We start from the raw sequence: 12,874 nt of genomic DNA, 5'->3' as shown, positions 1-12,874 counted from the left end.
TTCGCGCGATGAGCCGAGCATAGGCTCGGCTCTGCACCTTCCGGGGCGCCTTCACGGCTCGGCTACGGCCGCCTCTGCGACGCTGCGGCCATCCCCCACAGGAGCCGCGCATGCGCCGGATGCTCTTGCCTGCCGGCCTGCTGCTGGCCGCCGCCCCGCTGTCCGCCGCAGCCGCCGAAGCCTGCGATGTGCCGCCGCGCTTTGGCCTCAGCCCCTTGGCGGTGGCCATCCGCAACACTGCCTGCAACGAACACCGGCTGTGGTTCCGCCCCTTCATCGACCGCGACGGCCGCGCCGCCAGCCTCAGCGTCACCGAGGCCGAAAGTGATCACCTGGCCGACAACGGCCTGATCGCCTGGCAGCGCGTGGCCGGCTACTGGCGTGACAGCGGCACGCTCAATGCGATGGGCAGCATCACCGGTGCCAGCAGCTGCCTGGCGCCATTGGGCACGCGCTACACCGACAGCGACTGCCGTGCATTCCTGATCGACAACCCGTGGTCGGCCGCCTTCATTTCCTGGGTGATGGTGCGTGCCGGTGTTCCGGGCTTCAGCACCTCGCCACGCCATATCGACTACATCCGCGCGGCGTATCAGGGCGGCCCATCGGGCGTACCCTACAGGCTGGCCGACCCGGCCAACGCCAAGCCCGCACCCGGCGACCTGCTGTGCTTCCTGCGTGACCGCAGCACCACGCTCAGCTACAGCGGGCTGGTGCAGGCGCTGGGCAACGGCTCGGTCGGCCATTGGAAATCGCATTGCGAAGTGGTGGTGGCGGCCAACCTCGGCGGTGACCAGACGCTGTACCTGGTTGGCGGCAACGTGATGAACACGGTGGCGATGCGGCTGCTGCCACTGGATCGCACCGGGCTGATCCAGCTGCCGCCGGCACGCGAGCGAAACAGCACCGGCATCGATCCCAGCTGCACACCGGGCCGCGAAGACGAATGCAGCTTCAATCGCCAGGACTGGGCGGCGCTCCTGCAGCTGACCGCCACTGCCCCGCTGCTGCCGCCGTCATCGGGCGCCACACCGGTGCAGCCCGCTCCCACCCCGCAACCGGTAGTCGTTCCGCCGCAAGCGACGCGCTGATGCCGGCGCTTGATCCGGCGCGCGTTCGCCGCCATCTTGGCAGGATCGACACCTGACGGCTGATGCCATGCCCACCCTGCTGCTGTTGCTGATTGCCGGCGGAATCATCTATTTCTTCTGGAACGCGGCACGTTCGGCCGCCGAGCGCGCCGTCGAGCTGGGCCGTAACGCCTGCCGCGCGGCCGATGTGCAATGGCTGGACCAGGCGGTTCACGCTACCGGCCTGCGCCTGTCGCGCGGTGAGGACGGACGGCTCGGCTTCGAACGCACCTTCAAGTTCGAGTATTCCTACGATGGCATCGATCGCCACGTGGGGCGCATGGTGCTGCGCGGTGACCAGTTGATTTCGTTTACCGGTCCCGGCGCGGCGCGGATCAGTCAGATCCGGCCGGATGTGGACGATGCCGAGGATGTGTAGGCGCTGAAGGTGTGCCGACCAACGGTCGGCACCTACATTTACTTGACCACGCGCAGGTTCGGGCGGCCCTTCGGTGGCGGGTTGCTGGGCGGCGTGTCGTCCGGCGGCGCGCCTTCCTCGTGCAGCAGCTCGTCACTGGTCGGCGCGGTCTCGTTGCCCGGAATGTCATCCGGCAGCGCCATGCCCTGCCCGGTCTCGCGGGCGTAGACGGCCAGAACGGCGCTGATCGGTACCTGCACCGGGTAGCTGGTGCCGGAGAAGCGCGCCGAGAAGCTCACCATTTCGTTGTCGATCATCAGCCGCACGACGGCACGTTCGGCGATGTTGAGCACGACCCGGCCATCCTTGACCGCCGAAGGCGGCACCTGCACGCCGGGAACGCCGGCGTCGACCAGGATATGCGGGGTCAGCTGGTTGTCATTGATCCATTCCACCAGCGCCCGCAGCAGGTACGGGCGGTGGCTGGTCATGTGGAAGAAGTCTTCGGTCATGCGTGAAGTGTACGCGCCCGGCGCCCCGCCGGGGCGGATCGTCTGCATGCCGGTCGGCGTGCAGACGGCTAACGCATGGGTGGATCAGACCGGCAGATCGCGCAGCTTCTTTTCCTGTTCGGTCAGGCTACGGACGAAACCGGGGTGGCGGAAGATGCGGTTGCCGTAGTCTTCGATCGCCTTGCCGTCCTTCGGCAGCGGCACATCCAGCGACTGCAGGCGCCAGATGATCGGCGCCATCGCGCAGTCGGCCAGGCTCATTTCCGGGTTGAGGAAGAACTTGCTGGCCTTGAACAGCGGCAGCGAGGCGGTCAGCAGTTCCTTCAGGCGCTTGCGCCCGGCCTCGGCCTGGGTTTTGTTGCCCAGCTGGATGGCCTGCACCTGCGGCACCCAGTCGTGCTCGATGCGCAGCATCGCCAAGCGGATGCGTGCGCGTGAGAGCGGATCAACCGGCATCAGTGGCGGATGTGGATAACGCTCATCCAGGTACTCGCTGACCACCGATGCGGCGTACAGCACCAGCTCGCGCTCGACCAGGGTCGGCACCGAATGGTACGGATTGAGGTCGATCAGGTCTTCAGGCGGGTTCTGCGGATCGACCGGAACGAAGTCGAACGTGACCCCCTTGGCCGCCAGCACCAGGCGTACACGGTGGCACAGCACATCGTCGTTCGAGGAAAACAGCGTCAGTGTATTGCGCATGCGTACGCTCGCCGCCATCAAAGGCTCTCCCACGACAGGAGACCGCCTGCCGCATCGGCGCCGCCGGCACCGTGCCAGCGATCGACTCCTCCCCGAGTGTGCAACCGACCATCACAAAAGCCAATAGGCCCGCGCGATGGCCGGCTGCAGAATCAGTGAACGTCCTTCCAGTATTCCTTCTTCAGCAGGTACAGCAGGAAGGTCAGCAGGGCCAGGAACAGGATCACCCACACGCCCAGCTGCTGACGCTTGAGCGCGGCCGGTTCGCCGGCGTATTCGAGGAAGTTGGTGATGTCCCGCACCGACTGGTCGTACTGACCGGCATCGACCGAGCCCGGGGTTTCGATCTTCAGGCCGGTCACCGGCGGGTCCATGCCCGGTGCCTCGGGCTTGCCGTGCACGGCGTGCTGCAGGCCCTGCATCTCCCACAGCGGGTTGGGCATGGAGGCATTGGCGAACAGCGCGTTGTTCCAGCCCAGCGGACGGCTGCTGTCCAGGTAGAACGACTTGAGGTAGGTGTAGATCCAGTCGCTGCCGCGCACGCGCGCGATCAGGCTGAGGTCCGGCGGCATCTTGCCGAACCACTTCTCGGCGTTCTCCTTGGGCATCGCCACCGGAATCGGGTCACCGATCGCCGAGCCGGTGAAGTTGAGGTTGTTCATCACCTCTTCCTCGGTCAGGCCCAGGTCCTGCGCCATCCGCGAATAGCGCAGGTACTTCAGCGCGTGGCAGCCGGAGCAGTAGTTCATGTACAGCTGCGCGCCGCGCTGCAGAGATGCGCGGTCACCGAGGTCGTTGCCGGCCTGCAGCAGCTTGGTGCCACCTTCGGCGGCGGAGGCCAGGAAACTGCCCAGCATCAGGGTGGCCGTCAGGGCCAGCCGGACCATCCAGCGCTCAGTCATGCGTGGTCACCCTCTCCGGTACCGGCTTGGTCTTGTCCAACCTTGTCCATAGCGGCATGGTGATGAAGAACGCGAAGTACAGGAACGTGAGCACTCGCCCGATGTAGGTCTCGTGCACGTCGGTGCCCGGACCGGAGCCGATCACGCCCAGCCACACGAAGCACACCGCCAGCACGCCCAGCATCACCTTCGAGATCCAGCCGCGGTAGCGCACCGACTTCACCCGCGCCTTGTCCAGCCATGGCACCAGGAACAGGATCGCGATGGCCGAGAACATCACCAGCACACCGCCGAGCTTGTTCGGCACCACGCGCAGCATCGCGTAGTACGGCGTGTAATACCAGACCGGCTTGATGTGTTCCGGGGTCACCAGGCGGTTGGCCTCGGTGAAGTTGTCGTGCTCCAGGAACAGGCCGCCGAAACCGGGTGCAAAGAAGATGATGAAGGCCGCAATGATCAGCAGGAAGCCGGCGCCAACGCCATCCTTGAGCGTGTAGTACGGGTGGAAGGGAATGCCGTCGGCCGGTGCGTTCGGCGACCAGCGGTTGCCCTTCGGCCCCTTCTTGATCTCCACGCCATCGGGGTTGTTCGAGCCCACTTCGTGCAGCGCGCCCAGGTGCAGCACCACCAGCAGCAACAGCACCAGCGGCAGGGCGATGACGTGCAGCGCGAAGAAGCGGTTGAGCGTGGCGTCACTGGGCAGGTAGTCGCCCATGATCCATTCGGTCAGGCCGTTGCCGATCACCGGTATCGCGCCGAACAGCGAAATGATCACCTTGGCGCCCCAGAACGACATCTGGCCCCAGGGCAGCACGTAGCCCATGAACGCTTCGGCCATCAGCACCAGGTAGATCAGCATGCCGAGGATCCACACCAGCTCGCGCGGCTTCTGGTAGCTGCCGTACAGCAGGCCGCGGAACATGTGCAGGTAGACCACGATGAAGAAGAGCGAGGCACCGGTGGAGTGCATGTAGCGGATCAGCCAGCCCCACTCCACATCACGCATGATGTATTCGATGGAGCCGAACGCCTCGGCGGCGTTGGTCTTGTAGTGCATCGTCAGGAAGATGCCGGTGACGATCTGGTTGACCAGCACCAGCAGCGCCAGCGAACCGAAGTAGTACCAGATGTTGAAGTTCTTCGGCGCGTAGTACTCGGTGACGTGCTTGCGGTACACCGGCATCAGGCCAGGCGCGCGGGCATTGACCCAGTCGGCCACCCCGCTGGCGGTACGGCTGAGGATATTGGCCATCAGGCAGCCCCCTGCGGATCGACACCGATGATGATGGTGTTGTCGTCCTGGTAGTGGTGCGCGGGCACCTTCAGGTTGATGGGTGCCGGCACGTCCTTGAAGACGCGGCCGGACATGTCGAAGCGCGACTTGTGGCAGGGGCAGAAGTAGCCGCCCTTCCACTGCGGGTCATAGGGTTCGGGCCGGATCTCGGCGACCATTTCCGGCGAGCAGCCCAGGTGCGTGCACAGGCCGACCAGCACCGAGATATCCGGCTTGATCGAGCGCAGCTCGGGGTTCTGCTTGAGCACGTAGTCCGGCTGCTGGTCCTTCTCGCCGGACTCGGGGTCCTTGAGGCGGCCATCCAGCCCGTGCAGCGCATCGAGGATGGCCTTGGACCGCTTGACGATCCAGATCGGCTGGCCACGCCACTCCACGATCAGGCGTTGGCCTTCCTGCAGAGCGCTGATGTCGGCCACCACCGGTGCGCCGGCAAGCTTGGCGCGGGCACTGGGGTTCCAGGATTTGATGAAAGGGACTGCGGTGAATCCGACGCCGACGGCGCCCACCACGGCTGTGGTGGCAGAAAGAAAACGCCGACGTCCGGTGTTGACTGGATCGTGTACCCCATCGTTGGCCATCCGGCACTCCGATATTGATTAGGTAGCTTTAAGGCTGCCAGCGGTTCCGGTGGGGGCCAGAGCCGCATTGAATCTTGGGCGAGTGTAGCGGAACCGTCGCGCGCCACACAACGCACTGCAACAACTCTTTCGACTGTGTGCCAACCAACAGTCGGCACCCGATGATAGCCAGTGCCGACTGACGGTCGGCACCTACTGCTTGGTCAGGGCGGTGCGGTAACGCTCGGCCAGCTGGCCGACCCGGCGCACGTAGTACTGGGTTTCGCTGTAGGGCGGCACGCCACCGTGGCGGTCGACCGCGCCTTCGCCGGCGTTGTAGCCGGCGGCGGCCAGGGTCAGATCGCCGTTGAAGCGCTTCAACAACCACGCAAGATACTGCACGCCGCCACGGATGTTCTGCCCGGCGTCGTAGGAATCACTGACCCCGAAACGCGCGGCGGTCGGCGGCATCAGCTGCATCAGGCCCTGCGCACCGGCGCGGCTGAGCGCGGTCGGGTTGTAGGCCGATTCGGCATGGATGATTGCGCGCACCACTGCCTCCTCGACACCGAACTCACGCGCTGCCGCCGTGATTTCGCCCTGGAACGCTGTGGTGTTCAAGCGCACCGTGCCGAAATCCACGCGCGGATTGATCCCGCAGGCATAGCAACGTTCCATGAAACTGTAGCGGATGGTGCGTACCGGACCGAGGTTGGCCACTTGGGCCGGTCGCGCACTGGTGTAGTGCCGCACGCCATCCTTCATGAAGGAATAGACCTGGCCGCTGACCATGCGGCCACCACGTGCGGCCACCGGTACCGCCGCTGCGGGGGGCGGCGTTGGCGAGGCTGCCGGGGCGATCGCAGTCGAAGCGGCGGTACTGGCCGCCACGGCCACGGGATTGCGTTCGATGCTGGCCACAGTCGTGGCCGGCGCAGGCTTCGGTGCGGCCGCCACTGGCCGCGGCGCCGGACGGGTGTCGCGGCTGTAGCTGATGGCGTTGCAGCGGGCCCCGGCCACGCGCTTGCTGACATAACTGGTGACGCCGTCGGCGCCCTGGCACTTGTACAGGGTGCCGGCACTGGCCGGCGCAGCGGTCAGCGCAGCGATGATGATCGCCGTTGTCCCCAGTATCCCCTTCATGGCGGCGAGTGTCCCAGCTTCGCCGGGGCTTGCCAAGCGATGTCGCTCAGCCTGTGACCGGCGACACAGCCAGCACCTGGCCCAGCCCGGCCAAGCGCTGGGCCAGTTCCTCCCGCAGGCTCGGTGGCGTAGTCCACAGCGCCACCGGCAGCCGATCCAGACTGAGGATCTGCGCCAGCATCATGCCGCGGCTCTCGGCTCCCATCCGCAGCAGGCAGTAGTCGGTACCATCGGCCTCCAGCACGCCGCACCAGGGCGGAATGCGCCCTTCCAGCTCGGAATGGCTGCCGGCCAGGCGGAGGATGGCCTGCAGCGCGAACGGCGCCTGGCTGACCGCCTGGCGTACCATCACGTCCGGCGGCGCTGGCGTGCGCCGGTGCAGGCCCGGCTCGATGCATTCGCACACGGCGCCCATGCGGTCCACGCGCAGGGTGCGCCAGTCCTGCCGCCCCAGGTCCCAGGCCAGCAGGTACCAGCGCCGGCCGTAGTTGACCAGGTGCTGGGCCTCGACCTCGCGCTGAGTCACCGCGTCCTGCGCGCTGCGGTATTCAAAGGCCAGCCGCGACGCCTGCCGGCAATACTGCGCCAGCCGGCCAAGCAGACGTGCGTCGGTGGCAGGCAGATCCGACAGGGTGGCGGTGGCGGCATGCACTTCGCCGGCCTGCTGGCGACGGCGGGTCGGCACCAGCGGATCGAGCTTGGACAGCAGGCCGCGCGCGGTATCGTCGATGCCAGCGACGGTGGCCGAGGCCGCGCGCAGGGCGATGGCCAGGGTGGTCGCTTCTTCTTCGTCCAGCAGCATCGGCAGCACCGGCGCCCCCGCGCCCAGCTGGTAGCCGCCCCCTACCCCGGCTGAGGCCTGCACCGGGTACCCCAGTTCGCGCAGGCGCTCGATGTCGCGCCGGATACTGCGCCGGTCCACGCCCATGCGCTCGGCCAGCTCGGCCCCCGACCACTGGCGGCGGGCCTGCAACAGGGCGATCAGGCGCAGCAGTCGATGGGCGGTATGGCGCATGAAGGATCGAGGACAGAAGTCGTCCGCAATAGTGCCCCAGGATGAGCGCCAGTTCACCACCCACCGCAAGGAGCCCAGCCATGACCTCACGCCAGATCACCCTGTACCACGCCGCCCGTTCACGCTCGAGCGGCGCCGTGGCCCTGCTTGAAGCGCTGGGTGCCGACTACCGCATGCAGGTGCTGGACCTGAAGGCCGGCGCCAACCTGGCCCCGGCCTACCTGGCCATCAACCCGATGGGCAAGGTGCCGGCCATCGTCCACGACGGCGCGCTGGTGACCGAGCAGGTGGCGATCTACCTGTACCTGGCCGACCTGTACCCGGAAGCCGGGCTGGCCCCGCCGATCGGCGATGCGCTGCGCGGCCCCTACCTGCGCTGGATGGCCTTCTACGGCGCGTGTTTCGAGCCGGCGATGATCGACAAGGCGATGCACCGCGAACCCCCGCCGCGGCTGATGTCTCCGTACAACGACGCCGAGACCGTGCTGCAGATAATCGAGGCCCAGCTGGCGCAGGGCCCATACCTGCTGGGCGAGACCATGAGCGCCGCCGACGTGCTCTGGGGCAATGCGCTGGCTTGGACCACTGCCTTCGGCCTGGTGCAGCCGGCGCCGGCAACGGCCGACTACATCGCCCGGATGAGCGCGATGAGCGCCTTCGACCGTTCGCGGCAGATCGATGCGGAGCTGGCGGCGGCGTAAGGGCCCCGCCGGGCTTCCTTTGTAGGGCCGAGCGTGCGCTCGGCACTACAGGGCCGCGGCGGGTGGCTCGGGATGCGGGTAGAATTGCCGGCTTTCCCGCCACCCGAATGGATTAAGCGCCATGACCGGGACGCCAGACGTCTTTCCGCCCGCCACGCCGGGCGGTACCCCGCTCGTTGCCCTGCCCGCCGGTCCGCGCAAGCCCGACCAGGTGAAAGGCAAGCTGTACATCAAGACCCACGGTTGCCAGATGAACGAGTACGACTCGGCCAAGATGGCCGACGTGCTTGCCGCCAGCGATGGCCTGGAACTGACCGATACCCCGGACGACGCCGACGTCATCCTGGTCAACACCTGCTCCATCCGCGAGAAGGCGCAGGAGAAGGTGTTCAGCCAGCTGGGCGTGTGGAAGGGCCTGAAGAACAAGGGCCGGGAGGTCATCATCGGTGTCGGCGGCTGCGTCGCCTCGCAGGAGGGCGAAGCGATCATCAAGCGCGCGCCGTTCGTCGACCTGGTATTCGGGCCGCAGACCCTGCACCGCCTGCCGGAACTGATCCGTGCCCGCCGCGAGCAGAAGCGCCCGCAGGTGGACATCAGCTTCCCCGAGATCGAGAAGTTCGACCGCCTGCCGGAACCGCGCGCCGAGGGCGCCTCGGCGTTCGTGTCGATCATGGAAGGCTGCTCCAAGTACTGCTCGTTCTGCGTGGTGCCCTACACCCGCGGCACCGAAGTCAGCCGCCCGTTCGAGGACGTGGTGGTGGAAGTGGCGCAGCTTGCCGCACAGGGTGTGCGCGAGATCAACCTGCTCGGGCAGAACGTCAACGCCTACCGCGGTCCCTACGGTGATGGCGAGTACGCCGACCTGGGCCTGTTGATCCGTACCATCGCCGAGATCGACGGCGTGGGCCGCATCCGCTTCACCACCTCGCACCCGCTGGAGTTCAGCGATTCGCTGATCGACGCATTCCGCGATGTGCCGAAACTGGCCAACTTCCTGCACCTGCCGGTGCAGGCCGGCAGCGACCGCGTGCTGTCGGCAATGAAGCGCGGCTACACCGCTCTGGAATTCAAGTCGAAGATCCGCAAGCTGCGCGCGGTGCGCCCGGATATCTCGATCAGCTCGGATTTCATCGTCGGCTTCCCAGGCGAGACCGATGCCGATTTCGAGAAGACCATGAAGCTGATCGAGGACATCGGCTTCGACCACAGCTTCTCCTTCATTTACTCGCGCCGCCCGGGCACCCCGGCGGCCGACCTGGAGGACACCATCAGCGATGCCGAGAAGCATGCGCGCCTGTCGCGCCTGCAGGAACGCATCAATGCGCACGCCGCCGGTATCTCCGAGAGGATGGTCGGCACCGTGCAGACCGTGCTGGTGGAAGGGCCTTCGCGCAAGAATCCGAACGAACTGACCGGCAAGACCGAGAACATGCGTTCGGTGAACTTCCCGGCGCCAGCGCGCCTGATCGGCCAGTTCGTAGATGTGATGATCACCGAAGCGCTGACCAATTCGCTGCGCGCGCGGGTGGTGACCGAATAAGGCGTGCCGACCAACGGTCGGCACCCATCGGAAATGATGCCGGCCAGCGGCCGGCACCACTGGATGGCATGCTTCAATCCAGGCGCTTGCGGAAACGCAGGATCGCCAGCGTCATCATCACCACGATGAAGGCCAGCAGCGCCAGTGCGTCGTGCCACAGCTCCCACAGCGAGGCACCGCGCAGCATGATGCCGCGCACCAGGCGCAGAAAGTGGGTCAGCGGCAGCACTTCAGCCAGCCACTGCACCGGCCGCGGCATTCCCGCAAACGGAAACATGAAGCCTGACAGCAGGATCGACGGCAGGAACAGGAACAGCGTCATCTGCATCGCCTGGAACTGAGAGCGCGCGCGCGTGGAGATCAGCAGGCCCAGCGCCAAGCTGGCCAGCACCAGCAGCACCGCGGCCAGGTAGATGTGCAGCAGGCTGCCGCGGATCGGCACCTGGAACAGCCCGGTCCCAAGCACCAGCACCAGCGTGGTCTGCAGCAGGCCGATCGCTGCGTAGGGCAGCACCTTGCCGACCATCAGTTCACTACGCGATACCGGCGTGGCGATCAGCAGCTCCATGTTGCCGCGCTCGCGTTCGCGCACCACCGCCACCGCCGTGAACATCACCAGGGTCATGGTCAGGATGACCCCGATCAGGCCCGGCACGATGTTCACCGCCGAGCGGCGCTGCGGGTTGTAGAAATTGGTCACGCTGACCTGGCCACTGGCGATGCTGCCTTCGCGCAGTGGCCGCGCGTTGCTGGTCGGGCGCGTATCCAGCGGCACCTGCGCCAGCTGCATCGCCGCGCTCTGCAGCACGGTGTCGCTGCCGTCGACCAGCACCTGCACTGCTTCGCGGCCGTCGAAACGACGGCGCTCGAAATCCGCCGGCACCACGATGCCGACACTGATCTCGCCGCGACGCAGTGCCTGCATCAGCTGTTCCGGACTGTAGGCTTCGCTGCGCGGGGTGATCACACCGGTGGCGACCATGTCCTGCACCAGCGCGCGCGAGGCCGCGCTGGTGGCTTGGTCGGCGACACCCGCATCAAGGTGGCGCAGGTTGAGGTTGATCGCATAGCCGAACAACAGCAGCTGCATCACCGGAATGCCAACGATCATCGCCAGCGTGATGCGATCGCGGCGCAGCTGCCGCAGCTCCTTGAGCATGATCGCCCACAGCCGGCGCAGGTTCATGCCGCTGGCTCCCGGCCACGACCGCGGGTGGCGGCGACGAACACGTCTTCCAGGTTCGGCGCCACCGCCTCGATATGCGCCTGCGGATCGGCACCGGCCAAGGCGCGCTGCAAGGCGGCCATGTCGGCGGCATTTTCACTGCACAGCACGCGCAGCTGCGTGCCGATCTGCGCCACGCTCAGCACGCCGGGCAGTTCGGCCAGCGCGCGGCTGGCCTGGCGTGGCTGCGAAGCGGTGACCTGCAGCGTGCACCTCGATCTGCCCCGCGCTCGGTTCCAGCAGGCCGCACAGCATGCGGATGGTGGTCGACTTGCCCGAACCGTTCGGGCCGAGGAAGCCGTACACCTGGCCACGCGGCACGGTCAGGTCGACATTGTCCACGGCCAGCAGGTCCCCGAAGCGCCGGGTCAGGCCCTGCGCATGCACGGCAATGTCGTTGCCGGTGTTCAGAAGCTCACCCGCACCGGCAACCCGGCCGGCAGCTTCTGCATGTCGGTCGCCTCGTCCACTTCGATCTCGGCCAGGTAGCTCAGCCGCGCCACGTCGTCACCGGTCAACGCGTAGTACGGCGTAAATGAAGGCTCGCTGCGGATCGAGCGCACATGCCCCTTCAACGCAGCGCCCTGCCCTTCCAGATGTACCTGCGCGGCTTGCCCGACCTTGACCTGCAAGCGCAGGGGTTGCGGCAGGTAGACGCGCGCATAGGGGCGCTCGCCGACCAGCATCACCGCAAGCGGTGCGCCGATCGGCGCCTGGTCGCCCTGCCGATAGGGCAAGGCGTCGACCACGCCATCGCGGGGCGCGCGCAGCTGCAGCTTCTGCAGGTTGACGCCCTGCACCACCTGCTGCGCCTGCGCAGCATCCGCCGCCGCCTGGCCCTGCACGATGTCCTGCGTGCGGCTGCCATGCACCCGCTCCAGCCACGCCTGCTCGGCCGCACGCACGCTGGCCTCGGCATTGCCGGCGGCCGCCCGTGCGCGGTCCAGCTCGGCGGCGGCGATCAGGCGCTGGCGTGCCAGCGGCTGCACCCGGCGGTAGTAGGCACTGGCTTCGGCAGACTGCGCCCGTAACGCGGCCAACTGTGCCTGTGCCTGCGCGATCTGCTCCTGCCTCGGACCGATCTTCAACTCCTCCAGTTGCGCCCGCGCACGCGCGGTGTCGGCCTGTGCGGCGGCGAATTGCGCATCGCCCCGGGCCGGGTCCAGCTGCATCAGCACGGTGCCGGCCTTGACCTGCTGTCCTTCGCGCACGTCCACGGCTGCAATCACTTCGGCCGCAGGGGCCGGCACGGTGATCCGGTCCCATTCCAGCGTGCCCAATGCGGCAGGTGGCGCCTGGCCACAGCCTGCCAGCAGGGCGATACCCGCCAGCCCGATTCCACGCACCCGGTTGCCGATGCCCATGCCATCCCCTCCTGCGACGGCGCCACGGTGCCATGCGCCCCGTGCACCCACAATGATTGCAATCCACCATGGCGATTTTTTCATCGCCTGCCGCGGGGCCTTCTGTTGCAAGGCGCCGCGCCACCTATCCACAGCTTGGTTCAGCATCATTCCACAGCCGGTGTGGAGAACCGACGGGAGGTGGCCGTGTTGCGTGCCTGGCAGCTGAACATGCGCTGCCGCCACACGAGCCGACCGTCCGTGACGATTTTTTCACCACCACCTCATGAGCCTTGTGGCACAAGCACTGCGAAGGCCTATCCACAGGTTTTCGCGCACCCCGTCCACACCGGGTGTGGAAAACCGCGTATCGGCCCGCTGCTGGCCGCGCGCCCCATGCGCGCGCTACCCTTGTCTCCCCTGAATACACTGCGGTGGAAGGCGTCCGCCCC

13 protein-coding genes and 1 pseudogene are annotated in these 12,874 nt (G+C 66.9%); 4 read left to right on the top strand and 10 right to left on the bottom strand.

The features are described from left to right. Positions 1–110 precede the first annotated feature (110 nt). Entirely contained in the window at positions 111–1,091 is a 981-nt protein-coding gene (locus QZ853_RS03870; protein WP_295570873.1) for a DUF2272 domain-containing protein, read from the top strand. A 67-nt stretch (positions 1,092–1,158) separates the two neighbouring features. After that, a complete protein-coding gene (locus tag QZ853_RS03865; RefSeq protein ID WP_049436544.1) occupies positions 1,159–1,509 on the top strand; it encodes a DUF3301 domain-containing protein in 351 nt (116 codons plus the stop codon). A gap of 38 nt (positions 1,510–1,547) precedes the next feature. Here the strand turns inward: QZ853_RS03865 and QZ853_RS03860 are convergent, their stop codons facing one another. From QZ853_RS03860 to QZ853_RS03830, 7 genes are all read right to left on the bottom strand, one after another. Beyond that, complete coding sequence (locus QZ853_RS03860; protein WP_295571136.1) at positions 1,548–2,000, bottom strand: ClpXP protease specificity-enhancing factor; 453 nt, start codon at positions 1,998–2,000, stop codon at positions 1,548–1,550. An 84-nt stretch (positions 2,001–2,084) separates the two neighbouring features. Further along, entirely contained in the window at positions 2,085–2,720 is a 636-nt protein-coding gene (locus QZ853_RS03855) for a glutathione S-transferase N-terminal domain-containing protein (RefSeq protein WP_005415948.1), read from the bottom strand. Between the two features lie 134 nt (positions 2,721–2,854). Further along, complete coding sequence (locus tag QZ853_RS03850) at positions 2,855–3,604, bottom strand: cytochrome c1 (RefSeq protein WP_295570871.1); 750 nt, start codon at positions 3,602–3,604, stop codon at positions 2,855–2,857. Continuing rightward, positions 3,597–4,856 carry a cytochrome bc complex cytochrome b subunit gene (locus tag QZ853_RS03845; RefSeq protein WP_110711774.1) on the bottom strand — a complete coding sequence of 420 codons (1,260 nt, stop codon included), beginning with the start codon at positions 4,854–4,856 and terminating at the stop codon, positions 3,597–3,599. Before QZ853_RS03845 ends, QZ853_RS03850 begins: the two co-directional genes overlap by 8 nt. Then, complete coding sequence (gene petA / locus QZ853_RS03840) at positions 4,856–5,476, bottom strand: ubiquinol-cytochrome c reductase iron-sulfur subunit (protein WP_004151998.1); 621 nt, start codon at positions 5,474–5,476, stop codon at positions 4,856–4,858. Before petA ends, QZ853_RS03845 begins: the two co-directional genes overlap by 1 nt. Positions 5,477–5,668: 192 nt before the next feature. Continuing rightward, positions 5,669–6,598 carry a lytic transglycosylase domain-containing protein gene (locus QZ853_RS03835; RefSeq protein WP_295570868.1) on the bottom strand — a complete coding sequence of 310 codons (930 nt, stop codon included), beginning with the start codon at positions 6,596–6,598 and terminating at the stop codon, positions 5,669–5,671. 46 nt (positions 6,599–6,644) lie between these two features. Continuing rightward, positions 6,645–7,613 (bottom strand): WYL domain-containing protein, encoded by a 969-nt coding sequence (locus QZ853_RS03830; protein ID WP_295570866.1) that lies wholly within the window; start codon positions 7,611–7,613, stop codon positions 6,645–6,647. Between the two features lie 80 nt (positions 7,614–7,693). Between QZ853_RS03830 and QZ853_RS03825 the strand changes: the two genes are divergently transcribed. Together QZ853_RS03825 and miaB are read left to right on the top strand one after the other, a co-directional pair. Beyond that, positions 7,694–8,314 (top strand): glutathione S-transferase, encoded by a 621-nt coding sequence (locus QZ853_RS03825; RefSeq protein WP_295570864.1) that lies wholly within the window; start codon positions 7,694–7,696, stop codon positions 8,312–8,314. Between the two features lie 121 nt (positions 8,315–8,435). Continuing rightward, entirely contained in the window at positions 8,436–9,854 is a 1,419-nt protein-coding gene (gene miaB / locus QZ853_RS03820) for a tRNA (N6-isopentenyl adenosine(37)-C2)-methylthiotransferase MiaB (RefSeq protein WP_295570862.1), read from the top strand. A gap of 73 nt (positions 9,855–9,927) precedes the next feature. On the opposite strand, the gene QZ853_RS03815 is transcribed toward miaB, so the two are convergent. The 3 genes and pseudogenes from QZ853_RS03815 to QZ853_RS03805 form a co-directional block, all read right to left on the bottom strand. Then, positions 9,928–11,040, bottom strand: coding sequence for an ABC transporter permease (locus QZ853_RS03815; RefSeq protein WP_295570860.1), 1,113 nt, complete (start codon positions 11,038–11,040; stop codon positions 9,928–9,930). Further along, positions 11,037–11,466, bottom strand: a pseudogene (locus tag QZ853_RS03810) (ATP-binding cassette domain-containing protein). The gene QZ853_RS03815 and the pseudogene QZ853_RS03810 overlap by 4 nt, the downstream one beginning before the upstream one ends. Positions 11,467–11,486: 20 nt before the next feature. After that, positions 11,487–12,443, bottom strand: a complete 957-nt coding sequence (locus tag QZ853_RS03805) for an HlyD family efflux transporter periplasmic adaptor subunit (RefSeq protein ID WP_295570858.1) — start codon at positions 12,441–12,443, stop codon at positions 11,487–11,489. Positions 12,444–12,874: the final 431 nt, after the last annotated feature.

The sequence above is a fragment of the uncultured Stenotrophomonas sp. genome (assembly GCF_913778665.1).
Lineage (GTDB): Bacteria > Pseudomonadota > Gammaproteobacteria > Xanthomonadales > Xanthomonadaceae > Stenotrophomonas.
Note: the sequence above shows the minus strand (reverse complement) of the source record. Positions and strands in the feature narration are given on the sequence as shown.